18 protein-coding genes are annotated in these 23879 nt (G+C 70.8%); 9 read left to right on the top strand and 9 right to left on the bottom strand.

The window, feature by feature from the left end:
• Positions 1–124: 124 nt before the first annotated feature.
• The 5 genes from ACX27O_RS32050 to ACX27O_RS32030 all read right to left on the bottom strand — a co-directional run bounded on the left by ACX27O_RS32050 (position 125) and on the right by ACX27O_RS32030 (position 7222).
• Positions 125–1387 carry an ROK family transcriptional regulator gene (locus tag ACX27O_RS32050; RefSeq protein ID WP_387223173.1) on the bottom strand — a complete coding sequence of 421 codons (1263 nt, stop codon included), beginning with the start codon at positions 1385–1387 and terminating at the stop codon, positions 125–127.
• Between the two features lie 112 nt (positions 1388–1499).
• A complete protein-coding gene (locus ACX27O_RS32045; RefSeq protein ID WP_210857992.1) occupies positions 1500–2603 on the bottom strand; it encodes a substrate-binding domain-containing protein in 1104 nt (367 codons plus the stop codon).
• A gap of 52 nt (positions 2604–2655) precedes the next feature.
• Positions 2656–3954 (bottom strand): multiple monosaccharide ABC transporter permease, encoded by a 1299-nt coding sequence (gene mmsB, locus ACX27O_RS32040; protein ID WP_030335973.1) that lies wholly within the window; start codon positions 3952–3954, stop codon positions 2656–2658.
• Positions 3951–5498 (bottom strand): multiple monosaccharide ABC transporter ATP-binding protein, encoded by a 1548-nt coding sequence (gene mmsA, locus ACX27O_RS32035; RefSeq protein WP_030335974.1) that lies wholly within the window; start codon positions 5496–5498, stop codon positions 3951–3953. Before mmsA ends, mmsB begins: the two co-directional genes overlap by 4 nt.
• Before the next feature lie 545 nt (positions 5499–6043).
• Positions 6044–7222, bottom strand: a complete 1179-nt coding sequence (locus tag ACX27O_RS32030; protein ID WP_458940555.1) for an alcohol dehydrogenase catalytic domain-containing protein — start codon at positions 7220–7222, stop codon at positions 6044–6046.
• A gap of 137 nt (positions 7223–7359) precedes the next feature.
• On the opposite strand from ACX27O_RS32030, the gene ACX27O_RS32025 reads away from it, so the two are divergent.
• The 4 genes from ACX27O_RS32025 (at position 7360) to ACX27O_RS32010 (ending at position 12158) form a co-directional block, all read left to right on the top strand.
• Positions 7360–7944, top strand: coding sequence for a TetR/AcrR family transcriptional regulator (locus ACX27O_RS32025; protein ID WP_357632942.1), 585 nt, complete (start codon positions 7360–7362; stop codon positions 7942–7944).
• Positions 7941–8774, top strand: coding sequence for an alpha/beta fold hydrolase (locus ACX27O_RS32020; RefSeq protein WP_458940554.1), 834 nt, complete (start codon positions 7941–7943; stop codon positions 8772–8774). Before ACX27O_RS32025 ends, ACX27O_RS32020 begins: the two co-directional genes overlap by 4 nt.
• 179 nt (positions 8775–8953) lie before the next feature.
• On the top strand, positions 8954–10708 hold the full coding sequence (locus tag ACX27O_RS32015; RefSeq protein ID WP_458940553.1) for an ATP-binding cassette domain-containing protein: 1755 nt from the start codon (positions 8954–8956) through the stop codon (positions 10706–10708).
• On the top strand, positions 10701–12158 hold the full coding sequence (locus tag ACX27O_RS32010; RefSeq protein ID WP_458940552.1) for an aminotransferase class V-fold PLP-dependent enzyme: 1458 nt from the start codon (positions 10701–10703) through the stop codon (positions 12156–12158). Before ACX27O_RS32015 ends, ACX27O_RS32010 begins: the two co-directional genes overlap by 8 nt.
• 13 nt (positions 12159–12171) lie before the next feature.
• Here the strand turns inward: ACX27O_RS32010 and ACX27O_RS32005 are convergent, their stop codons facing one another.
• Positions 12172–12570: a hypothetical protein gene (locus ACX27O_RS32005; RefSeq protein ID WP_030335983.1), complete on the bottom strand. Its 399-nt coding sequence runs from the start codon at positions 12568–12570 to the stop codon at positions 12172–12174.
• Positions 12571–12950: 380 nt separating this feature from the next.
• Here ACX27O_RS32005 and ACX27O_RS32000 point away from each other — a divergent pair, with 380 nt between their 5' ends.
• From ACX27O_RS32000 to ACX27O_RS31985, 4 genes are all read left to right on the top strand, one after another.
• On the top strand, positions 12951–14207 hold the full coding sequence (locus ACX27O_RS32000; protein ID WP_210859041.1) for a glycoside hydrolase family 16 protein: 1257 nt from the start codon (positions 12951–12953) through the stop codon (positions 14205–14207).
• A gap of 159 nt (positions 14208–14366) precedes the next feature.
• Positions 14367–15389 (top strand): DUF4331 family protein, encoded by a 1023-nt coding sequence (locus ACX27O_RS31995; protein WP_030335988.1) that lies wholly within the window; start codon positions 14367–14369, stop codon positions 15387–15389.
• A 168-nt stretch (positions 15390–15557) separates the two neighbouring features.
• Positions 15558–16103 (top strand): hypothetical protein, encoded by a 546-nt coding sequence (locus ACX27O_RS31990; RefSeq protein ID WP_210859043.1) that lies wholly within the window; start codon positions 15558–15560, stop codon positions 16101–16103.
• Positions 16104–16119: 16 nt separating this feature from the next.
• Positions 16120–17103 (top strand): COG1361 family protein, encoded by a 984-nt coding sequence (locus tag ACX27O_RS31985; RefSeq protein WP_210859045.1) that lies wholly within the window; start codon positions 16120–16122, stop codon positions 17101–17103.
• Positions 17104–17180: 77 nt separating this feature from the next.
• Here ACX27O_RS31985 and ACX27O_RS31980 read toward each other — a convergent pair whose 3' ends face one another.
• The 3 genes from ACX27O_RS31980 to ACX27O_RS31970 all read right to left on the bottom strand — a co-directional run bounded on the left by ACX27O_RS31980 (position 17181) and on the right by ACX27O_RS31970 (position 21314).
• On the bottom strand, positions 17181–20189 hold the full coding sequence (locus ACX27O_RS31980) for a fibronectin type III domain-containing protein (RefSeq protein ID WP_210866694.1): 3009 nt from the start codon (positions 20187–20189) through the stop codon (positions 17181–17183).
• 174 nt (positions 20190–20363) lie between these two features.
• The gene (locus ACX27O_RS31975; RefSeq protein ID WP_030335996.1) at positions 20364–20594 is read right to left on the bottom strand and encodes a DUF2188 domain-containing protein; all 231 of its coding nucleotides are present in this window, start codon (positions 20592–20594) and stop codon (positions 20364–20366) included.
• Positions 20595–20666: 72 nt separating this feature from the next.
• Positions 20667–21314, bottom strand: coding sequence for a M23 family metallopeptidase (locus ACX27O_RS31970; RefSeq protein WP_374224334.1), 648 nt, complete (start codon positions 21312–21314; stop codon positions 20667–20669).
• 150 nt (positions 21315–21464) lie between these two features.
• Between ACX27O_RS31970 and ACX27O_RS31965 the strand changes: the two genes are divergently transcribed.
• A complete protein-coding gene (locus ACX27O_RS31965; RefSeq protein ID WP_458940551.1) occupies positions 21465–23870 on the top strand; it encodes a PEP/pyruvate-binding domain-containing protein in 2406 nt (801 codons plus the stop codon).
• Positions 23871–23879: the final 9 nt, after the last annotated feature.

Below are 23879 nucleotides of genomic sequence, written 5' to 3'. Positions count from 1 at the left end.
TTGTCAACGCCGCTACCGTACAACATACGGTAGGCCGTACGGGAATGCTGAGCGCGTCGAAGCCCGCAGCACAGCGAGGGAGGTGAGAAGGGGGAGCCCGCCGGAGCCGGCGGGCACTTCACGGCTAGCCGGGCTCGTTGGTCCCGACCTGGCCCGCGACGCCGACGTTCAGCGGGTCGGCCAGGAGCTTGTCGAACGCCAACTCGGCGGCACCGATCAGGACCGCGTCGCGCCCGAGTGCCGCCGCGCGCAACCGCAGGTGCTCACGGGAGGCCGGCAGTGGCATGGTGTCCAGGCGGTCCCGGACCACGTCCGCCCCGGCGGTGAAGATGTCGCGCAGCGCGCCGCCGAACACCACGAGGTCCGGGTTGACCACGTTGACCAGATTCGCCACGCCGAAGCCGAGCCAGTCCGCCACCCGCTCGACCGCCGCGCGGGCGGTCGGGTCGCCGTCCGCCGCCGCGCGCAGCACCTCGGCCACCGCCGCGCGGTCGCTCGGGTCACGGCCCGCGTGGCGCAACAGCGCGGCTTCGGAGATCTCGGTTTCCCAGCAGCCGCGTGAACCGCAGCCGCAGGGCAGGCCGTTGGGATTGACGACCATGTGGCCGACCTTGCCACTGTGACCCCGGTGGCCGACCACCAGTCGGCCACCGATGATGATGCCGGCGCTGATGCCGAGGTCGCCGTGCAGGTATATGACGTCGTCGACACCGACCGCGACGCCGCGCACGTGCTCGGCCAGGCCGGCGATGTCGGCAAGGTCGCCGGCCACGAAACCGGGGCCGGCGCTGAACTCCGCCCCCAGCGCGGCGCCGAGCGTCTCGTCCATGCTGGCGATCCGGATCCTGCCGTCCGGGTCGCGGGTGGTGTCGGTGACCCCGGCGGCGCCGCCGACCAGCAGCGCGTCGCCCACCACGGCGCGTTCCATGTCCCGGACCAGGTCGGCGAGGGGTCCGACGGCGTCGATCGCCGACATGCCGCTGGGTCGCGGGAGCTCCCGCCGATCGAGGATCTGCCCGCCGAGGCCGACCCGGGCGGCACGCAGCCGGTCGGCGTCGATACTCAACGCGTGGGCGTAGACCCGGTCGGAGCGGGGACTGACCACCAGTGAGGGGCGGCCGGCGCGGCGGGTGGTGGCCGGCGCCTCCTCGGTGACCAGGCCGCTGGTGACCAGGTCGGCCGCGAGGGCGCCGATGGTGCTTCGGTTGAGCCCGAGCCGGCTGGTCAGCTCGGCGCGGGACGTCGGTCCGTGCAGGTGGACGTAGCGCAGAACAGCGCCGAGGTTCTGCCGCCGGATCTCCTCCTGGCTGGCGCCGGGGAGCGACGGCAGCGGGGATTCAGCGTTGCGGCCGACGCCGGCTGGCCTGGACCGTACTGGTGCCGCCACGGTCAGACCTCCTTCCGGGTCGATGCCGGTTGGTGCGGGGGTGCACTGACGACGATGGGTCCCGGAAGAGGAGACCCGGGACCCATCGGCGTTGCTACCTACCGTGCGGTGATTACTTGGTGAGCGGCGCGAGCTTCGGGTCGTTGGCGTACGCCTCAGCCGCGTTCGCCTTGGTGACGGCGACCGGCGGGAGCAGGAACGTGTCGACGACCTTGCTGCCGTTGTTGTACGACTCGGTGTCGTTCACCTGCGGCTTGTCACCGGCCTGGAGAGCCTTGACCATGTTGATGGTCTCCTTCACCAGGTTGCGGGTGTCCTTGTTGATCGTCATGTACTGCTCGCCAGCGACGATCGACTTGACCGACTCGACCTCGGAGTCCTGACCGGTGACCACCGGGATCGGCTTGCCGGCACCCTTGACCGAGGTCAGGATGGCGCGGGCCAGGGTGTCGTTCGGGGAGAGGACGCCGTCCAGCTCCTTGTTGCCGTAGGTCGAGGTCAGCAGCTGGTCCATGCGGGCCTGCGCACCCTCGGCCTTCCAGCCCTGGATGGCGGTCTGCTTGACGTCCTTCTGACCCGAGGCGACAACGACGTTGCCCTTGTCGATCTCCGGCTTGAGCACGTCCATCGCGCCGTTGAAGAAGACACCGGCGTTGTTGTCGTCCGGCGAGCCGGAGAACAGCTCGATGTTGTACGGGCCGTTCGGCTTCTTGGCCTTCATGCCGTCCAGCAGGGCCTGGCCCTGGAGCTGGCCGACCTTGAAGTTGTCGAACGCGACGTAGTAGTCGAGGTCCGGCGTGTTGGTGATGAGCCGGTCGTACGCGATCACCTTGACACCGGCGGCGTGCGCCGCGGCGACCTGGGTCGACAGCTGCGCGGCGTCGGTGGCGCCGATGACGATGACCTTGGCGCCCTTGGTGGTCATGGCGGTGATCTGGGCCTGCTGGTCGGCGACAGTGGTCGACGCGCCCGCGTACTGCACGTCAGCCTGGAAACCGGCCTCCTTGAGACCGTTGGTGAACAGGTCGCCGGCGAGGACCCAGTTCTCCGAGGTCTTGGCCGGGAGGGCCACGCCGATCAGGGAGTTGGCCGCGAAGCCCTTGGCGGCCTCGCCGCCGGAGTCGCTGTCGCCGTCACGGCCGGAGCCGCAGCCAGCGAGGGCCAGCATGGCGGCGGCGCTGACCGCGACCACCGACGTGCCGAAGAATTTACGCATGGTGAGGACTTGCCTTTCTTGAGGTGTAACAGGGTGGTGAGGTCGGTGGCCGTCAGCCGGACACCGCTGCCTTGGCGGGCTCGCGCTCCGCGTCCGGCGGTGAGGCGGGTGGGGCGGAGTCGTCGCGGCGGAAGGGCCGCATCAGGCTCCCGATGATGGAGAAGCGCCCCTGGCTCTTGTTGTAGACGTCGATCGCGACGGCCAGCAGCAGGACCAGGCCCTTGATGATCTGCACCCGGTCGGTGCCGACGCCCATCAGCTGCAGGCCGTTGTTCAGCACGGCCATCACGAGACCGCCGACGATCGAGCCGCTGATGGTGCCGATGCCGCCGGAGACGGCAGCACCACCGATGAAGACCGCGGCGATGGCGTCCAGCTCCCAGCCGTTGCCGTCCTGCGGTCCGGAGGCCGCCGAACGGGCCACGAAGATCATGCCGGCCAGCGCGGCCAGGACGGACATGTTCATCATGACGAAGAAGTTGACCCGCTTGAGCTTCACGCCGGACAGCTCGGCCGCCCGGGAGTTGCCGCCCACCGCGTAGATGTGCCGGCCACCGGCCGTGTTGCGGGTGTAGAAGGAGTACGCGATCACCAGGACCAGCAGGATGATGCCCGAGATCGGGAAGCTGGTGCCGACGCGACCACTGGCGAAGCGCAGTGCCGCGAAGGCGATCACGCCGACCATGATGGCCATCCGCAGGATGGAGATCCACATGGGCGCCGGGTCGGCGTCCATCGCCCGCCGGGTCTTGCGGGCCTGGATCTCGCGCCACACCACTGCTACCGCTGCGGCCAGCCCGAGCAGCAGCGTGGCGTTGTTGTAGCCGGTGTTCGGACCGAACTCGGGCAGGAAGCCGGAGCCGATCTCCCGGAAGCCCTCCGGCACCGGAATGGTGTTGGCGTTACCGATGTACTGGTTGCCACCACGGAACAGCAGCATGCCGGCCAGGGTGACGATGAACGCCGGCACCCCGATGTACGCCACCCAGAAGCCCTGCCAGGCGCCGATGATCGCGCCGATGGCGAGGCCGAACAGGATGGCGACCGGCCAGGGCAGCGACCAGTCGGCCATCGACTTGGCGACCAGGATGCCCGCGAAGGCGGCGACGGAGCCGACCGAGAGGTCGATGTGCCCGGCCACGATCACCATGAGCATGCCGATGGCCAGAATCAGAATGTACGAGTTCTGCTGGAACAGCGCGATCAGGTTGTCCGACCGCAGGGTGAGGCCATCGGTCAGGATCTGGAACAGGACGACGATCGCCACCAGGGTGAAGATCATCCCGAACTGGCGAGCGTTGGAGGTCGTGCCTCCAAACAGGTTCTTCTGAAGGTCCTTGATACGGCTCATCGGGTGGCCAACTTCTTCGTCGAGGTCATCTGCTTCATGAGGGTCTCCGGGGTCGCGTCCGCCCGAGCGATCTCGCCCGTGATGGCGCCCTCGAACACGGTGTAGATGCGGTCGCAGAGCCCGATCAGCTCAGGCAGCTCCGAGGAGATGACGACGACGCCCTTCCCCTGGTCGGCGAGCCGCTGGATGATGCCGTAGATCTCGTACTTGGCGCCCACGTCGATGCCGCGCGTCGGCTCGTCGAGAATCAGCAGGTCCGGGTCGGTGAACATCCACTTCGCCAGGACGACTTTCTGCTGGTTGCCGCCGGAGAGCTTGGAGACGCTCTCGTCGACCGTCGGGGCCTTGGTCCGCAACTCCTTGCGGTACGCCTCGGCCGCCTGGTATTCCTCGACCTCGCTCAGCACGCCGTGGTGCGAGATCTTGGACAGCTTGGCCGCCACCGTCGACGACTTGATGTCGTCGAGCAGGTTGAGGCCGATCGCCTTGCGGTCCTCGCTGACGTACGCGAGCCCGTTGTCGATCGCGTCCGCGACCGACTTGAGGACGATCTCCTTGCCGTCCTTGATGATGGTGCCCGACTCGTACACGCCGTAGGAGCGGCCAAAGACACTCATCGCGAGTTCCGTGCGGCCCGCGCCCATCAGACCGGCGAAGCCGACGATCTCGCCGCGGCGCACCACGAAGCTCTCGTTCTTGCAGACCTGCCGGTCGGCGGAGATCGGGTGCCGGACGTTCCAGTTGCGGACCTCGAAGAAGACGTCACCGATCTTCGGGGTGTGGTCCGGGAAACGGCTGCTCAGCTCGCGGCCGACCATGCCCCGCACGATCCGGTCCTCGTCGACCCCGTCCGCCTTGACGTCGAGGGTCTCCACGGTCCGGCCGTCGCGCAGGATGGTGATCTGGTCCGCGATCGCCTCGATCTCGTTCAGCTTGTGCGAAATCATGATCGAGGTGATGCCGCGGGACCGGAAACCGCGCAGCAGGTCCAGCAGGTGACGGGAGTCGGCCTCGTTCAGGGCCGCCGTGGGCTCGTCCAGGATGAGCAGCTTCACGTCCTTGGCGAACGCCTTGGCGATCTCGACGAGCTGCTGCTTGCCGACCCCGATGTCCTTGATCAGGGTGTCCGGGTCTTCTTCCAGACCGACCCGGGCCATCAGGTCCAGCGCCATCCGGTTCGCGGCCTTCCAGTCGATCGCGCCCCGCTTGCGCGGTTCGTTGCCGAGGAAGATGTTCTCGGCGATCGACATCCCGGGAATGAGCGCGAGCTCCTGGTGGATGATCACGATGCCAGCGTTCTCGCTGGCCCGGATGTCGGAGAACTTGCTCTCCGACCCCTGATAGATGATCTTGCCGTCGTAGCTGCCGTGTGGGTAGACCCCGCTGAGCACCTTCATCAGGGTGGACTTGCCCGCACCGTTCTCGCCGCAGATGGCATGGATCTCGCCGGCGCGAACCACCAGGTTGACGTCGGAGAGGGCCTTGACTCCGGGGAACTCCTTGGTGATGGAGCGCATCTCAAGGAGGATCGGCACGTCGCTCATAGCTCGTACCACCTCGCCAACGTCATCGGTTGCCTCCGGAAGGTTGAACCTTCACTTGGTTTTGTTGTTGACGGCAACGTATTGCGGCCGGAGGGCTATCCGCAAGGCGAGAGACTGTTGAAAAAGTAACAATCCGGCAATATAGACGTAGCAGAGTATTCGCCCGTCACAGCCACCTCAGCAGCCCCTCCGGGCACCTTCGCCTGTCGGTGGCAACGTTGTCAAATGGAGCGCGACGCCGCTATCGACTCCTGCCACCCTCCCCAGGCCCGCCACCAGGCACGATCCCGCCAGGCGCCCGAAGAGGGCAGCGGGCGAGGCGATCGCCAGCATTGAATGATCTTGATCGAGCCGCAGGGCGGTCGACGCCCCCAGGACGGCACGACAGCCGTCGGCCGCCGGTGTGACCCACGCCTCTGCGCACGGGTCGAATCGACGATGATCGTCTCGTCAGGCCCCGGACCAGGAAGTGGACTGCTCCCCAACGTCCCTTACGGGCGAATCGGGGCGGTTCGCCAGCGCCGCGCCCGCGCGGTGCCTGCCGGTCAGGACGGGCGCAGCACGGCCTTGATCACCCCGTCTTCCCGGCGGTCGAAGCGCCGGTACAACTCCGGGGCGTCGGCGAGGGTGCCGTAATGGGTGACGATCATGCTGGGCCGCGCTCGACCGGCGACGACCAGGTCGCGCAGCAGTGTGGTGTACCGGCGGTCGTGGGTGCGACCGAACCGGACCGCGACCCCCTTGGCGAACAGCGCTCCCCATGGCGCGACCAGGTCCTCCTGGCCGTCAGCACCGGGGGCGGGGTGCGGGTCCCGGTCCGGGTAGACACCGGCTACCGCGATCGCGCCGGCGGCGTTGACCAGCCGGGCGGCGTCGGTGATGACCTGGTTCGGACGCTCCCGGTCCGGGTGCTCCCGGTCACGTGCCTGGAACCCGACCGCGTCGATGACCTTGTCGACCCCACCCAACTTCTCCTCGCCGAGCGGCAACCCGGCCCGGGCCCGATCGGCGCGGATCTGCTCGACCGGGTCGCCCCGGCGGAAGTCGACAGGCACCGCGCCGACCTCGCCGGCCTTGTCGAGGCGGGCGTCGACGCCGTCGACGGAGTACACCACCCGGGCGCCGCGCAGCAGTGCCGAGTAGGCGCCGAGCAGACCGATGGTGCCGGCGCCGAAGACCGCCACGGTGTCGCCGGGCTCGACCTCGGCGAGGGCGGCGGCGGCGTGCCAGCCGGTGACGAACGCGTCGGCGAGCAGCACGAAGTCGTCCTCGTACGCGTCTCCCGGCTCGCCGGGCAGCGGCACACAGTTGGCGTCGGCCCACGGCACGCGCAGCAGGTCGGCCTGCGCACCCCGGTACGGACCCATCCCCGCGTACCCGTACGCCGCGCCCGGCCCCTCGGCCCGGGCCCGCAGGCAGGCCGCCGACAGCCCTCGGGCGCACATCACACACGTTCCGCAGAACAGGTGCGTGGGGATCACCACCCGGGTGCCCGGCCGCACGGTCTGCACCGCCGCGCCCACCTCCTGCACGACACCCAACGGTTCGTGCCCGAGCACCAGACCCGGCTCGGCGCTGGTTCGTCCGTCGTACATGTGCAGGTCGGTGCCGCACAGGGCGGTGGAGGTGATCCGCACCAGCGCGTCGGTCGGCGCCTCCAGTGTCGCGTCGGGCACCTCGCGCACCTCGACCGTCCGGACGTCGGCGTACACGACGGCTCTCATCACGGATCTCCTGTTCGGCGCTGGGCCCGGCGGTCTTCCCCCGGCTGCGCCGTTCATGCCGGGCCGGCCCCACGGGGCGCGCCGCCGGTGCTATCTTAGGACCCCTAAGTTTCCGCTTAACGAGACAAAGGTTCGGTATGCCACGGCAGGGTCTGACCAGCGCGCGCGTCTCGGCCGCCGCAGCCGAGCTGGCGGACGCGGTCGGCCTGTCCCGGTTGACCGTCGCGGCCGTCGCCCGACACTTCGGGGTCTCCGACGCCGCCCTGTACGTCCACGTCCGCAGCCGCGACGCGCTGATCGAACACGTCGCGGTGCGGGCGGCGGCCACGTTCGCCGACGCGCTCGCGCTCGCGGTGGCGGGGCGGGCCGGCCACCAGGCCCTCATCGGGTTCGCCGACGCCTGGCGCGCCTTCGCCGTGACGCACCCCGGGCAGTACGCGGCGACCCAGCTTCAGCTGCCGCCCGAGGTCGGCACCCGGTCGGCGGGGCACCTGCGCCTGATCGAGCTGAGCTACGCGATGCTGCGCGGGTACGGGCTCGACGAACCGGCACTCACCGACGCGATGCGGTTCGTCCGCAGCACCTTCCACGGCTTCACCAGCCTCGAAACGGTCGACGGTTTCGGGCATCCCCGCAGCGTCGACGCGTCGTGGCAGTCGATCCTCGACGCGGTGCACACCACGTTGAGCAACTGGCCGACCGAGACCCGGGAGCAGCAGTGAACAGCCACGACCAGTCGATCGAGTCGACCGACGGGACCCGCCTGGTGGTACGACGCCTGGGCGTCGGGGACCCCGTCGTCCTGGTGCACGGCTCGGGTGGCGGGCTGCACTCCTGGGCCGCCGTCGCGGAGCACCTCGCCCACGAGCACGAGGTGTGGCTGCCGGCCCGGCGCGGCTACGGTCCCAGTGACGTCCCGGCCGGCACCAAGTCCTTCCGGGACGAGACCGCCGACCTGATCGCCGTCATCGAGTCGGCCCGCCGATCCTCAGGCCGACCGGTCCATCTCGTCGGCGCGTCCTATGGAGCGACAGCGGCGCTGCACACCGTCCTGGCCGATCCGCGCCCCGTCCGCTCGCTGGCCGTCTTCGAGCCGCCGCTCTTCGCGGCCGGGGCGGGGATCGCGCCGCCGCTCGACCGGTACCGCGCCGCCTTCGAGCGCGACGACGCCGCCGCGATGGCCGCGGCCCTGAACGACGTCACCCGGGTTCCGGCCGAGGTCGTCGCCGCGATCGCCGCCAGCGCGGGCGACCGGGTGCCCGACCCGGTCGAGGCGCGCCGCTCGGCGGTCGGCTGGCTGCACGACCTGGAGGCTCTCGCGCAGGACAGCACGGACATCAGCCGGTGGTCCTCGATCGGCGTACCGACTCTCCTCATGGCCGGCGCGGACACCTGGGAGCCGATGCCCACCACGATGGCCACCCTCGCGGCGACGATCCCGGCGGCCCGTTACCTCGTCTGGCCAGGTCAGTCGCACTTCGTGACGATGACGGCGCCCACCCTGGTCGCCGACGCGCTGCGGGAGTTCTTCGCCGAGGCCCCGCCGCTCTGACCCCACCCGCCCGCACGGCGGCGGCCGGTGGTGCACCGGCCGCCGCCACGGACCACCATCGGCTGACCGGACAACGGTCACTGACCGTCCACTCCGGGCAACACTGCGCGGTCACTCAGTAGCATCGACGAGTCACGATTTTCAGGCGGACCATTCCCCGACCGGATCGAGCACTCGCCATGACCACCGAGCAGACCACGTCTCCCCCGCGAGCCGGTGTCGGCATCGCCGCTCAGGGGCTGGGCCAGAGCGTGCGAGGCGGCCGCCAGATCCTGGCCGACATCTCCCTGAGCATCGCGCCGGGCGAGCTGGTCGCGATCGTCGGCGCCAGTGGCGCCGGTAAGACCACCCTGCTGGAGATTCTCGCCGGGGTGCAGCACCCGACAGCGGGCACCGTGACGTACGACGGCACCGCCGCTACCGGCGCCATCGGGGTGGTGCCGCAGGACGACATCATCCACCGGGAGCTGCCAGTGGCCCGCACCCTGCGGTACGCCGCTCGACTACGCCTCCCCTCCGCCACCGAGCCGGAGGAGATCAGTGACCGGGTCGCACAGGTGCTCGCCGAGCTGCGACTCACCGACCGGGCCGGCACGCCGGTCGGCCTGCTCAGCGGCGGTGAACGCAAGCGCGCCAGCATCGCCGTCGAGTTGCTCACCCGACCCGGCGTGTTCTTCCTGGACGAACCCACCTCCGGACTCGACCCGGCGATCGCCGTGGAGCTGCTCCGGGTGCTCCGCGCGCTCGCCGACACGGGAGCCACTGTCGTGCTGACCACTCACCAGGTCACCGACGTGGACCACTGCGACCGGGTCGTCGTGCTGACCCGTCAGGGCCGGCTGGCCTTCAGCGGCACCCCGGCCGCCGCCCGGGAGTTCTTCGGCCTGCGGTCCCTCGTCGAGCTGCACCTCCGACTCGACGACACCACCCGGCCCGCCGAGTGGCCCGACCGCTTCGCCGAACAGCGCGACGCCGACCAGCCGGCCGGAAGCACCACCGACCAGCCGGCCGGAAGCACCGCCGTGCAGCCGGCCCGGAGCACCGCCGAGCAGCCGGCCCGGAGCACCGACGATGACGGCGGCGCCGTGCCGCCACCCCGGCGCGCCGGCCGGCTGCGCCAGTGGGCGGTCCTCACCGCGCGCAACGCGGAGATCGTCGCCCGCAACCGGCTGACGCTGGCGATCCTGCTCGGCTCCCCGCTGATGGTGCTCGGCATGTTCGCGCTGCTGTTCCGGCCGGGGGCGTTCGAGCCGAGCCGACCAAGCCCGACGGTGACCGTGATGATCCTCTTCTGGATCGCGTTCGGCGGCTTCTTCTTCGGGCTGACCTACGGGCTCCTCCAGATCTGCACCGAGCTGCCGATCCTGCGCCGGGAGCGGCTGGCCGGTGTCCGGCTGGCCCCGTACCTGTTGGCGAAGGTCGCGGTGCTGCTGCCACTGCTCGCCCTGGTGGACCTGGCGCTGCTCGGGGTGCTGCGCGGCATGGACCGGCTCCCGCCGGTCGGCGGCGCCGACTTCGCCGCCCTGTACGCGACCCTGCTGCTCTCCTCGGCGGCGGCGCTCGCCCTCGGCCTGCTCTGCTCGGCGGCCGTGTCCGACGCGGCGCAGGCGACGCTCATGCTGCCGATGCTCTGCTTCCCGCAGGTGCTGTTCGTCGGCGCGATCCTGCCGGTGCCGGCCATGGCTGTCGGCGGTCAGTGGCTCAGTCACGCGATGTCGAACCGGTGGGCGTTCGAGGGCCTGGGGCACACCGCCGGGGTGGAGCGGCTCTGGCGCGACGGCGGCTCCCCGCTCGGCCCGCCGCTACTGGCCACGTACGGCGACAGCTTCTCCCGACCGGTGTGGGTCGACTGGCTGGTGCTCGGCGGCTTCGTGCTGCTCTTCCTGGGCGCGGCCTGGGCGGTGCTGGTCCGGAGGGACTTCCGTCGTGCGTAGTGAGCCGGCCCCGCACACCTCCCCCACCGCGCTGCCGGGATACGCCGCCACCGGCCGGATCGACGAGCTGCGCGCCACCGAGTACCGACACCTGGACGCCGACGGGCGGGTGTACCTCGACTACGCCGGGGCCGGGGTGACGGCCCAGGCCCAGGTGCGCGCCCACCACGATCGGCTGCTCGCCGGCCTGTACAGCAACCCGCACTCGGAGAACCCGACCAGCGCGGCGGCCGGTTCGCTGGTGGAGTCGGCGCGACGCGCGGTGCTCGACTTCTTCCGCGCCGACCCGGCCGAGTACGCGGTCGTCTTCACCCCGAACGCCAGCGGCGCCTGCCGGCTGGTCGGCGAGGCGTACGACTTCGGCAGGACCGCGCCACTGGTGCTGACCTGGGACAACCACAACTCGGTCAACGGCATCCGCGAGTACGCCCGCTCGGCCCGCGGGTCCGTGCGCTATGTGCCGCTGGACGGGCCGGAGCTGCGGGTCGCCGAGTCGGACCTGGTCGCGGCGCTCGACGCCGGCCGGGGCCGCCTGGCCCGTCGGTCGCGTCGGCGCGGGCTGTTCGCCTATCCGGCACAGAGCAACTTCTCCGGCGTGCAGCACCCGCTGGGCTGGGTGGAGCTGGCCCACCAGCGGGGCTACGACGTGCTGCTCGACGCTGCCGCCTTCGCGCCGACGAACCGGCTGGACCTCAGCGTCGTACGGCCGGACTTCGTGTGCCTGAGCTGGTACAAGCTCTTCGGCTACCCGACCGGCGTCGGCGCGTTGCTGGCTCGCCGTTCGGCGCTGGCCCGGTTGCGCCGGCCGTGGTTCGCCGGCGGCACGATCCGGGCGGTGAGTGTGCAGGGTGACTGGCACCGGCCGATGGACGACGAGTCGGCGTTCGAGGACGGCACGCTCAACTTCCTGAGCATCCCGGACGTGGAGTTCGGCCTGCGTTGGCTCGACTCGATCGGCGTGGACCTCGTCCACTCCCGGGTCGGCCTGCTCACCGCCTGGCTGCTGGAGCGGCTGGCCACCCTGCGGCACGACACCGGCGGGCCGCTGGTCGAGGTGTACGGGCCGACGACGGGTGCGGGGCGCGGCGGCACTGTGACGTTCAACCTCCGCCACCCGGACGGCACGGTGGTCGACGAACGGCTCGTGGCGCGGGAGGCGGCAGCTGCCGGCATCTCCCTGCGTACCGGTTGTTTCTGCAATCCCGGCGCGGGCGAGGGCGCGTTCGGGATCAGCCGGGCCGCGACGCGGCAGCGGCTGTTGGCGGGGGTCGACACGATCGACCAGTACCTCGCGGCGCTGCGGCTGCCGACGGGCGGCGCGGTCCGCGTCTCGTTCGGACTGGCGTCCACGGCGACCGACGCGGAACGCTTCGTCGCCTTCGTCCAGTCGACCTACCTCAACCGTGAGGCCGGCGCGGAGTCACCACTGCCACCTCGGCTGCGCTGTTGACCGGGCCGGCCGGTCAGCCGACCTGGGCCACCGGTGCCGGGCGGTGCTTGATCTCCTCCATGAACGGGAACCGGGCGGTCAGCTCGGCGATCGTCAGGCCGGCCCGCCAGGCCGCGGCCACGTGGGCGACCTGCGTGAGGTCCATGACGTCACCGCGCGCGAGAACCTCGCCCGAGACCCGAAGGTCGATCATGAAGTATCGAGCCTGCGATCCCAGTCCCACGCAGACCACGCCCTCGTCGGAGTGCAGCTCGGCGCAGGTGAACCGGGCCCGCCCCTGCTCCGGCGCGGTCACCCGGCCGACATCGAGCCCGTGCCGGGCAGCGGTGTCGATGAGCGCGGGGGCCAGGCCACCCCGCTCGACCAGGTCCGGGTAAAGGCGCACACCCAGCGCCGTCGACGCCTCGCTCATGACTGACTCCCACTTCCTTGTGACAGAGACCAGCAGCGCGCAGGTTACGGAAACGTTTCCGGCACGCCTCGCCATCCTGTCGCGGGTGGACGCCCCACGGCAATAGGAAGGGTCGATTCGACCGCTATCGAGTAACAGTCGTGCCGCCGCCGAACTCCGTCGACGGGTCAGCGCCGTCCATCTCGGAGGCATCGATCGACAGCAGGTCAACGACAGCGGTCCGGCGCTTGCCGCTCACTGGTCAGCATCGGGCGGTAACGGACGGTCGTGGTATTGGAAACACTCTTGACAGAAAGCCACGATATCGACATACTTCGCTCCAGAGAGCGCTCTCTATCCTGGTCAAGCGCCTCCACCACCCCCATGCTGAGGAGCCTCCCGTGTTCACAGCCCGGCCCAGCCTCCGCTTCCGCCCTCTCGTACTCCTGGCGGTCGCCCTCGTCGCGACCACGACGGCGCTCGTCCTCCCGGCGCACCCCGACCGGGCCGAGGCCGCCATCGGCCCCATCACCTGGCAGGACGAGTTCAACTCCCCCGCCGGCACCCCCGTCGACCAGAACAAGTGGCGGTTCGACATCGGCGGCGGCGGCTGGGGCAACAACGAGCGGCAGTACTACACGAACAGCACCAGCAACGCCGTCCACGACGGCCAGGGCAACCTGGTCATCACCGCCCGTCGGGACAACCCCGCCAACTACCAGTGCCACTACGGGCGCTGCGAGTACACCTCCGCGCGGTTGCTGACGGCGGCCACCTTCACCCAGACGTACGGGCGCTTCGAGGCCCGGATCAAGATCCCGCGCGGCCAGGGCATCTGGCCGGCCTTCTGGATGCTCGGCACCGGCGGCGGGTGGCCCGACGCTGGCGAGATCGACGTCATGGAGAACATCGGCCGGGAGCCGAACACCGTCTACGGCACCGTGCACGGGCCCGGCTACTCCGGCGGCGGCGGCATCACGGGCAGCCGCACCCTCGGCGCGCCGCTCGCCGACACCTTCCACACCTACCGGGTGGACTGGGAACCGAACGTGATCACGTGGTACGTCGACGGCGTGCAGTACCACCGGGTCGATCCCGCTCGGCTCGGCGGCAACCGCTGGGTGTTCGACCACCCCTTCTTCATGATCCTCAACGTGGCGGTCGGCGGTAACTGGCCCGGCTACCCGGACGGCTCGACCCAGTTCCCGCAGCAGATGCTCGTCGACTACGTCCGGGTGTCCAGCTACACCTCGGGCGGGGGCGACCCGGGGGCCGGCACCAGCCGGATCCGGGGTGCGCAGAGCGGTCGTTGCATCGACATCCCCGGCGCCAACCCGGTGGAGGGCGCCAAACTCCAGATCTGGGACTGCAACACCACGGCGGCCCAGAGCTGGACCTTCGCCTCCGACGGGACCCTCCGCGCGATGGGCAAGTGCATGGACCCGGCCTGGGCCGGCACCGCCAACGGCACCGAGGTCAACCTGGTCAGCTGCAACGGCAACAGCGCCCAGCGCTTCACCCTCAACGCCGCCGGCGACCTGGTCAACCTGAACGCCAACAAGTGCGTGGACGTACGGGAGGCCAACCCCAACAACGGCGGCAAGCTGCACCTCTGGGACTGCCTCGGCGCGGCCAACCAGAAGTGGTCTCGCATCTGACCACCCGCTCACCGGTGGGCCGTCCGAGCGCAGCTCGGGCGGCCCACCGGTGTGTGTCCGCGTTCCCGGCAGACCGATTGGCTCGATGAAGGCAGCGGCCAGGCTTGCGCCCTCTATGTTCGGATTAATCCACAATCTGGCAGTTCCGGGAGTGAGCTCATGTCGCACCACCTCGATACGCCCCTCGCCGCCCAGGGCGGCCAGCTGTACATCGACGACCTCTTCGTCTTCAACGGCGACCGCGCCACTGTCTTCGTGATGGACGTGAACAGTTCGGTGACCAAGGCGGACATCAAGCGCGGCTTCCACGCCGAGGCGCGCTACGAGATCAAGATTCACATCAATGGCGCCGAGGCGGAGGACCTGACCTACCGGTTCGCCTTCGGCGAACCGGACGGCGACGCCCGGCAGGCCCTCCAGTTGTACGAGCTCACCGGGGCCGACGCCCGCGACGACGCCGCGATGGGCACCCCCATCGTCGAGGGGCGGACCGGCGAGGTCACGGCCGGCGGCAACGTGCGGGTCTGGGCCGGCCGGATCACCGACCCCTTCTTCATCGACCTCGACGAACTCGCCACCATCAACGGCGCGGTCAAGAACGGCTCAGTGGTGGACCGTTCCGCGTGGCGGGCCGACCAGGCCAGGAACAGCTTCGCCGGCACCACCGTCGAGTCGATCGTTCTCGAGGTCTCCCATGACGAGCCACTGCTGCGCGAGGGCACCGAGATCGGCGTGTGGTGTCGCACCCTGCTGGCCACCGACGCCGGCGGCTGGCGCCAGATCAACCGCGCCGGCCACCCCATGATGTGGCCGATCTTCTGGCCCCACGACACCGACTTCTCCGACCCCGCCAACTTCCGGCACCCCGGCAGCGACCTCGCCGAAGGCGGCGAGGAGATCGCGAACGCGGTCGCCGGGGTCGTCAAGGCGAACGGCACCGCGCCGGATCCACAGGCGTACGGCTGGAGCGTCGCCCGGCAGCTCTACCCCGACCTGCTGTCGTACACGGTCGGCACGGCAGCGAACTTCGGCTTCGCGGGCCGCAACGGACGGGGCCTGGCCGACAACGCGCCCGAGGTGATGTTCTCCCTGGTTCTCAACACCGCGACCACCTCCGGCCTCACCTCGGAGGTCACCAAGGCGGCCCGTTCCGCCACGTTCCCGTACGTGGTTCCGGCCTGAGGCTGCTCGCGGGGCTCGGCGGCCAGCAGGGCGCCGGCCCCTCGCCGAGACCGAACACGACCACCGGCCGACGACCGGGTGACGTTCGCGTCGTTCAGCCCGTTATGGGCGTTTTGCGTAGTTAGTCTCGGAAGCGCTTCCCAGGTTTTCTAGGACGAAGGAGACTCGATGCGCAGAAAGATTCTCGCGGGCCTGGCCGGCGTTGCCGCCGTCGCCGCGCTCGCCGGACCCGCCGCCGCGGACACCACGGGCAACACTGTCGTCACCCTCACCGTCGACGCCGCCGGTGGTCTGTCGATCACTGTGCCGTCGACGGCGAACATCGGCAACGGCGTGGAGGGCACGACCGTCTCCGGTCAACTCGGCCCGGTCACCGTGCTGGACCAACGCGGGTCGCTCACCCCCAACTGGACCGCCAACGTCATCTCCACCGACTTCACCACCGGCGGCGGCAGCTCCGGCGAGACGATCCCGAACATCAACGTCCTGTACTGGTCCGGCCCCGCGACGGCGACCGCCGGCGGCGGCACCTTCACACCGGGCCAGCCGACCTCCGCCGACGCGGTGGTCATCAACGTGCCCCGGACGGCGATGACCCACACCGGCGGCACCGGCAACAACTTCGCCACCTGGAACCCCACCCTGGTGGTGAACGTGCCCGTCGGCACCGTCCAGGGTGTCTACACCGGGACGGTGACACATTCGGTGTTCTGAGCCGCTCGGCCGGCTGGTGCTGCTGACCTCGGTCGCCCTCGTGGCGCTCGGGGTTTCGGCGGCACCAGCCGTTGCCGTGCGGGAGCAGCGACACGATCCGGCCGAGGAGGCCGCGATCAGCATCCGGATGCTGGACATCCCGGCGAGTCGGGTGCAGGATCCCCGCGCCCGGGTCTACATCGTGGACCACCTGAAGCCCGGGGCGACGATCAACCGCCGGGTCGAGGTGCAGAACACCTCCGCCGAGACGCAGAAGATCGAGTTCTATGCCGGCGCCGCGTCGGTCGAGAACAACGCCTTCACCGTGCCCGAGGGGCGCACCGGCAACGAACTCAGCGGGTGGATCCGGCTGAGGACCGCCGCGATGCGGCTGGACCCGGGCGAGCGACGACCGGTCGAGGTCGAGGTCGCCGTGCCGGAGAAGGCCTCGAAGGGCGAGCGGTACGCCGCGATCTGGGCACAGGTCACCAGCGCGACGGAAGGCGCCGGCAACGTCACCCAGATCCACCGGGTGGGCATCCGGGTCTACCTCGACGTCGGTCCGGGTGGTGAGCCGCCAACGGACTTCCGGATCGAGGGGTTGGCCGCGGAGCCCGGCACCGGCGAGTTCCCCGTCGTCACCGCGAAGGTCACCAACACCGGTGAACGCGCGCTGGACATGACCGGCACCCTGTCGCTGACCAAGACCGCGGTCCAGGCCGGACCGTTCAAGGTGACCAACGGGGTGACGATCCTGCCCGGCCAGAGCGGTCAGGTTCGGATCGAGGTCAACCAGACGCTGCCCGCGGGGACCTGGGACGTGCACGCGACGCTCGCCAGCGGCACTGTGCAGCGCACCGCGACCGGGAAGATCGTCCTTCCCGTCGCGGCGCCGATGACGGTCTCGGCCTCCAGCGGGCCGAGTTGGCTGGTCTACCTGGTCGGCGGGATCGCCCTGCTGGTGCTGGGCACCCTTGGTGGCTGGCATCTCGTCCGCAGGCACCGGACCCGGTTGGCCTGACGCCCGCACCACCGCAGAGACTGCCCGGCCGTTGCCTTCCAACGGCCGGGCAGCGGCGTCCCGCCAGCGAAGCGACCCTAGATGACGGAGTGGGTCACGACCGCCACGTAGTCGCCGACCACCACTCCGGACGGGATGGCCACCCACAGGGTGGGGTTCCATGTCGCGGCGTTCGGGCCCCCCGCCTGGCCGGACCACCCGGCGGCGGTACGCGGGGTGGACAGCGACGCCCCGGGCTGCGGCACGAAGGTGCCGATCCCGGTGCTGGCCAGGGCGGGCCCGGAGGCGTACGTGATGTTGCTGGTGGGGATGGTCTCGCCGCCCGAGCCGGAACCCGTGGTGAAGCTCGTGCTGGAGACGACGCTGACCCAGTTTCCGGAGAACGGCCCCCGGTCGTCGGTGACGGTCACCGGACCGAGTTGGCCTGAGACGCCGGTCGTGCCCGAGGTGACGGTGCCGAGTGCGGAGACCGCCGGGACGCTGATGGAGAGCCCGCCGAGCGGGGTGATGACCAGGTCGACCGGTCGGGTCGCGGACTGGTCGAACGAGTCGGTCACCCGGACGGTGAACGGGAACGTCCCGGCCTCGGTGGGCGTGCCGGAGAGCAGCCCGGTGAGCGGGTCGAGGGTCAGCCCGGCCGGCAGGCTCCCCGCGCTGACCGCCCAGGTGAACGGGCCCGTGCCGCCGGTGACAGTCAGCTGGTACTGGTACGGGTCGTACGCCTTGCCGGGTGGGGGCGGTGGGAAGGTCAGCGTCGGTGGCGCGTTGACGGTCACCGACGCGGAGGCGGGCGACTGTGGACCGGTCCCGGCGGCATTCGTCGCGGCCACCTGGAAGGTGTACGAGGCACCGGCGGTCAGCCCGGTGACGATCTGGGTCGTGGCGGTGCCGGTGAAGACCCGGGGGGTCTGCGCCACGGCACCGAGGTAGGGCGTCACCGTGTAACCGGTGATCGGCGACCCCCCGTTGGCCGGGGCCGTCCAGCTCACCGTGGCGGCGTTGGTGCCCGCGGTGGCCGAGGTGTTCGTCGGGGCCGCGGGCACCGTGTACGGGACCACCGCCGCCGAGGGTGGGCTGGCCGCACCGGTGCCGTAGGCGTTCACCGCTGCCACCCGGAAGGTGTACGACGCGCCGACGGTCAGCCCGGTCAGGGTGCGACTGGTGGTGGAGGCGTCGAAGGTGACTGTCGGTTGGGTGACGCCGTCCCGGATCGGGGTGATCAGGTAACTGGTGATCGGGCTGCCGTTGTTCGCCGGCGCGGTCCAGCTCACGGTGGCGCTGGCGCCACCAGCGACAGCGGTGGGCGTGCTCGGCGTGCCGGGGGCGGACGCGTAGACGTAGCTCGCCGATCCGGCGGAGCCTCGGGTGACGACGCTGACCGTGACTGTCGCCGGGCTGGACCGGGCGGGCATGGCGGAGATGCCGAGGGTGCCGTCGGGGTTCACGGTGAAGCAGCCGGCGGCCGGGCCGGAGGTGCACGGCACCAGCAGCACCGACGTGCCGGCCTGCTGCTCGGCGGCCGTACCGATGGTGATCGCTGTCGCTGCGGTGAGGTTGCTGCCGCCGACGGTGACCGGGATGCCTCCGGAGACCGTGCTCTGCGCCGGGGTGACGGTGACGCCGCTCGGTGCGGTGGCCGGCGCGACCGGGGTGGTGCCGGTGGCGAGACCCGGGTTCGCGTCGATCGACGACGAGGTCGCCACCGTCGCGGTCTGGATCTGTGCCGGCGTCACGCCGGTGCCGGTGACGGTCGCGGTGACCGTGATGGGCGGCAGGAAGGTTCCGCCGGCGAACGGGCCGTTGCTGTTGGTGCAGGTGACGCTCTGACCGGAGGGTGCGCCGCAGACCCAACCGGAGCCGAACGCGCCGCGCGGGACGACACCGGCGGGGAGGGTCTGGGCGACCGAGATCGGTGCCGTCTCGGCGGTGCCGGCGTCGACTCCCGCGGTGATCGAGTAGGTCACCGGGTCACCGGGCTGTGGGGTGGCACCGACCGCGCTGGTCTGCGCCACGTTCAGGTCGGGTACCGGGTTGAAGCTGACCGCCCGGGCGTCGTCGACCTCGTGGAAGTCGGTGACCGAGCCGGTCGAGCCCACCCAGCCGAAGGCGAGTTGCCGAGGGTAGCCGTTGGCGTTGAGCCAGGTCGGCGACGGGTACAGGCTGGGCGACACCACCGGGAGCGCGCCTTCCAGGGTTCGGGCCTGCCCGCCGACCGGGGTGAATCTGACCCGGTACTGGCCGGCGGGAGCGGTGATGCCGGTGTCGGTGGTGTACGACGACGAGGTGGTGTTGACGACGACCTCGACCGGCACCACCGACGCCGCTCGGGTGCTGGCCCGCAGCGGCAGCGCAGGAGCCGAGGTGCTTGCGGCGGTGCTGTTCAGCGCGCAGTAGCCGACCCCGTTGCGGCCCGGTCCCCGGACCACCACCTGGCCGGGGACCCGCGCGTTGGTGGTCGAGATGTACGGCGGGTTCGTACAGCCGGTGCCCTGGTACGTGCTGTTGCTGAAGTTGCCGAAGACGTCCAGGCCGATGCCCAGGTAGCCGTTGGAGAGTCCCGCCGACACGCCGTTGAAGGCCGCCGAGTAGCCCAGCGAGCCGCCCGACGGGCCGAGGGTGGACGGCGACCTCGGGTTGGCCGGGTCGACGGCGGCCAGCGCGAAGGCGAGGCCGTCCGCGCCCGGGTTGCCGCCGCCGTACTGGTAGGTGTTGAAGGTCAGGTGCAGGCCCTGCGAGGTGGGGACGCTCACCGCGCCGAACACCCCGCCCTGCCGGTTGACGGTCGCGGGGGTGAGGCGCAGTTTGCCCGCACCCTGCGGGTCGGTGGCTGTGGTGCAACTCAGCAGCGGGCCGGTGGTGGAGTTGCCGGCCGCGCTCAGGCAGGCGGCGTTGGTAGTCCCGGTGCCGGGCACTGCTGGCAGCGACACCGCGCCGATGCCGTTCGCGGTGTTCTGGTGAAAGGGCTGGTCGAACAGGACGGAGCCGGCCGCCGACGCCGGGAGTGGTCCGACCACGAGCATCCCGGCGAGCACGACGATGATCAGCGCCCCGGCGCTCGACGGACCACGCCGGTTCCACAACGACATGCCCACTCCCAGCTTTCACTCCAGCACCGATTCGGACTATAACCCCCCAAAACACCCATAATTTCGGTACTCGGATAACCGCGGCAGGCCGACGACCGCCAGCGGAAACGGACCGACCCCCGCCGGCACTCCTGCCGAGGGGGTCGGTCCGTGCGAGATTCGGGACGAGGGCGCTCAGCCCTCGATGTCGCGGGGGTCACGGCTGCGGGGGTAGGTGTTCTTCTCCCCGATGGTGCCGTCCTGCTTCTTGACCACGTGTTCGACGCCGCGGTCGGCCGCCATCTCGCGGCCCTGGGCCTGCGCGTCGGCCTTCACGTCATGCGTGCTGCTGGCCCGCTCGTTGCCCTCCGGCTTGTTCTTCCACTGACCGTCCTCGTGGTACGTGTCGACGTCACCCTTGACCATGGCCGGCTCCTCCCTGGGTCCGAACTGTTCCCCGAATCAGTGCCCCGAGAAGCACCGGGCAAACCGCCGTCCTCAGGAGACGGCCGGGCAGTTGTTGCTCACCCGCCGCAGGATCTGTTCGCGTTCGTCGGTGGTGATGCCCGACGGCTCGCCGTCGAAGTGCGTCTCGACCTTCTCCCAGCCGCGACGCTGCTCGTAGTGCAGGTGCGGCGCGCCGGAGTTGCCGGTGCTGCCCAGCTTTCCGATCTGTTCGCCCTGGGCGACCTTCTGACCCACCTCGACCAGCGGCGGTTCGAGCAGGTGCAGGTACTGCGTCTCCCACTTGCCGCCGTGATCGATCTTCACCCAGTAGCCGCCGCCGCGTCCCCGTGGGCCGTCCGGGTTCTCCGGGGTACGACCACCGAGCGACCCGTTGACGCCCGCCACGGTGACAGTTCCGGCATAGGACGCGAGCACCGGCCGCCCCCACGTCTCGCCCTCGACGGGAAAGAAGTCGACGTCGTAGTCGTCGTGGCCGGGATAGGTGCTGAGCTGCCACGTCTCCCCACAGGCCACCGGCATCTGGAAGAGCGGACGCGGCCCGGCCGGTCGCAGCATCGGCACCGCCACCACCGCGATGCCCAGGACGGCCGCCACCGCGACGAGCGCGAGGAGGACGCGGATGGCACGGCGTCGGGGACGGCGGTGGGTACGGGCTCTGGCGGGGCGGCCGGTCGTCACCGGCCCGAGCATGGCAGATCCCGGCAACGCCACGGCGCCGGGTCAGCGCCTCAAAGCCCTGTCGCACCGCGAGCGGTGACATTGCAGTCGCATCGTCAACGAGGTACCGTCGCATTCAATGCAGTTGTATTGCAAAGAGAGTGGGACCCCATGCACGTGATCCCGTTGTCCGAGGCGACCACCGACCTGCTCGACCTGGTCGGCGGCAAGGCCGCCGGGTTGGGCGAGCTGATCCGGCGCGGCGAACGGGTCCCCGAGGGCTTCTGCGTCACCACCGAGGCACACCGACTCGGCGTGGTACCGGCCGCCGAGGTTGTCGCCGCGTACCAACGGCTCGGCGCGGGCCGGGTCGCGGTGCGCTCCAGCGCCACGGCGGAGGACCTGCCCGACGCGAGCTTCGCCGGGCAACACGACACCGTGCTCGACGTCGTCGGCGACGCCGAGCTGATCGCCGCCGTCGAGAAGTGCTGGGCCTCGCTGCACAGCGACCGGGCGACCGCCTACCGCGACGCCCGACAGATCGACAACCGGCAGGTGCGGATGGCCGTCGTGGTGCAACGCATGATCACGCCCACGGTGGCCGGGGTGCTGTTCACCGCGAACCCGCTGAGCGGGCGGCGCGACGAGATGACCGTCGACGCGGCCCCCGGTCTCGGCACGGCCGTGGTGGACGGCGCGGCGACTGTGGACCACTACGTCCTCAACGGCGTCAGCCGAGCCGACACCGGCTGCCTGACCTCCGCACACCTGGCCGATCTGCGCGCCACCGGCGAACGGTTGCAGGCCCACTTCGGTTGCCCGCAGGACATCGAGTGGGCGATCGACGCGCACGACGTCCAGTGGCTGCTGCAGGCCCGGCCGATCACCACGATGTTTCCGCAGCCGCCGGCCACCGACAAGCCCCTCCCCCGGGTCTACCTGGAGTTCGGTCACGTCCAGGGCATGCTGCGACCGGTCACCCCGATGGGCATGGCCACACTGCGGACGCAGATCACCGCCATGCTGGCCGCGCTCGGGGTGCGGGTGGAGATCGTGGACATCGGTGGACGGCTCTACGGCGACCTGACCGACCTGGCCCGGGACCGGTCGTCGCGCAAACGGCTGGTCAAGCTCATGGCTGTCGACTTCGGGCCGCGCGCCCAGGCGGTGATGCAGCACGTGCTGGACGACCCCCGCTTCGCCCCGACCAACGGCGGCCCCCGCCGCGGCCGGGCCCCGGGGGCCGCCTCGCTGCGGACGGCCCGGCGTGCGGTGGTCGGGATCCTGCGGGCGCTGGCCCGTCCCGACACCGCACGGATTCGGATGTTCGAGGCCGTCGAGCGGCTGAGGACCCGGTCTGCGGCCCCCGCCGACCTGCGCACCGCCGCCGACCGGCTGCGCTTCGTGCAGACGGCGCAGGAGGCCGACGACAGCGCCGATGCGATCATGTGGCCGATCGTCGCGGGAATGCTGGCCGCCGCGCTGCCGGCCGCGCTGCTCAAGGGCCTCACCGGGCCGGACGAGATCCACACCGTGCTGGGCGGCATGCCGCACAACGTCACCATCGAGATGGACCTGGCGCTGTGGCGGCTGGCCCAGGGCGCGGGCGAGCACCGCCGACTCCTGCTCGACACCCCGCCGGCCGAGCTGGCCACGCGCTACCTGCGCGGAACCCTGCCCGACATCGGCATGGCCGCCTTCCTGGAGACCTACGGCCACCGGGGCGTCGCCGAAGTCGACCTCGGCGTGCCGCGCTGGGAGGAGGACCCCGCGCCGGTCTTCGCCGCTGTCGCCAACTACCTGCGGGTCACCGATCCACGCCAGGGCCCCGACGAACGTTTCCGACAGGCCGCCGTCGCCGCCGAGCGAGCGCTGGCGGAGCTGATCGGGCGAGCCCGCCGTCGGCGGCCGGTGCGCGGCACCATCGCCGGTTTCCTGCTGCGCCGGGCGCGGTCGTTGGCCGGTCTGCGCGAGGCCGGCAAGTTCGCCGGGTTGTACCCACTGCGCGAGACCCGCCGGCAACTGCTGCTCATCGGCGCCGACCTGCACGGCACCGGGTTGCTGGACCAACCCGACGACATCATGTTCCTGACCCTCGACGAGGTGCACGCCGCCGTACACCAGGGTGTCGACCCGCGAGCGACAGTCACCTCCCGGCGGGCCGTGCACCGCCGGGAGCTGCGCCGCGCGACGGTGCCGGTGGCGCTGCTCTCCGACGGCACCGACGTCGAGGCGGTCCTGCCCCCGACGGCGGCCGGCGACGGGACGCTCGCCGGCGTGGGCGCGTCGGCGGGTCGGGTGACCGGCCCCGCCCGGGTCGTCCACGACCCGGGCACCGCCCACGTCGAGCCCGGCGACGTCCTGGTGGCCGCGACCACGGACCCCGGGTGGACCCCGCTGTTCCTCACCGCCGCGGCGCTGGTCACCGAGACCGGCGCGATCATGGCGCACGGCCCGACGGTGGCCCGCGAGTACGGCATTCCCGCCGTCATCTGCGTGCCGGACGCCACCCGCACGATCACCACGGGGCAACTCGTCACTGTCGACGGCGGCGCCGGCACCGTCACGGTCCACTGACCGTCCACC

It is taken from the genome of Micromonospora sp. SD19 (genome assembly GCF_054462275.1).
The sequence above is the reverse complement of the archived record's forward strand: the minus strand, read 5'-3'. Positions and strand labels throughout refer to the sequence as shown.

Bases quoted from the DNA above. Each gene is read 5' to 3' on its own strand.
- ACX27O_RS31995 (WP_030335988.1), top strand. From the start codon at position 14,367: ATGTCGCACCACCTCGATACGCCCCTCGCCGCCCAGGGCGGCCAGCTG.
- ACX27O_RS32030 (WP_458940555.1), bottom strand. From the start codon at position 7,222: ATGAGAGCCGTCGTGTACGCCGACGTCCGGACGGTCGAGGTGCGCGAG.
- mmsB (WP_030335973.1), bottom strand. From the start codon at position 3,954: ATGAGCCGTATCAAGGACCTTCAGAAGAACCTGTTTGGAGGCACGACC.
- ACX27O_RS31990 (WP_210859043.1), top strand. From the start codon at position 15,558: ATGCGCAGAAAGATTCTCGCGGGCCTGGCCGGCGTTGCCGCCGTCGCC.
- ACX27O_RS31980 (WP_210866694.1), bottom strand. From the start codon at position 20,189: ATGTCGTTGTGGAACCGGCGTGGTCCGTCGAGCGCCGGGGCGCTGATC.
- ACX27O_RS32015 (WP_458940553.1), top strand. From the start codon at position 8,954: ATGACCACCGAGCAGACCACGTCTCCCCCGCGAGCCGGTGTCGGCATC.
- ACX27O_RS31965 (WP_458940551.1), top strand. From the start codon at position 21,465: ATGCACGTGATCCCGTTGTCCGAGGCGACCACCGACCTGCTCGACCTG.
- ACX27O_RS31975 (WP_030335996.1), bottom strand. From the start codon at position 20,594: ATGGTCAAGGGTGACGTCGACACGTACCACGAGGACGGTCAGTGGAAG.
- mmsA (WP_030335974.1), bottom strand. From the start codon at position 5,498: ATGAGCGACGTGCCGATCCTCCTTGAGATGCGCTCCATCACCAAGGAG.
- ACX27O_RS32005 (WP_030335983.1), bottom strand. From the start codon at position 12,570: ATGAGCGAGGCGTCGACGGCGCTGGGTGTGCGCCTTTACCCGGACCTG.
- ACX27O_RS32025 (WP_357632942.1), top strand. From the start codon at position 7,360: ATGCCACGGCAGGGTCTGACCAGCGCGCGCGTCTCGGCCGCCGCAGCC.
- ACX27O_RS32045 (WP_210857992.1), bottom strand. From the start codon at position 2,603: ATGCGTAAATTCTTCGGCACGTCGGTGGTCGCGGTCAGCGCCGCCGCC.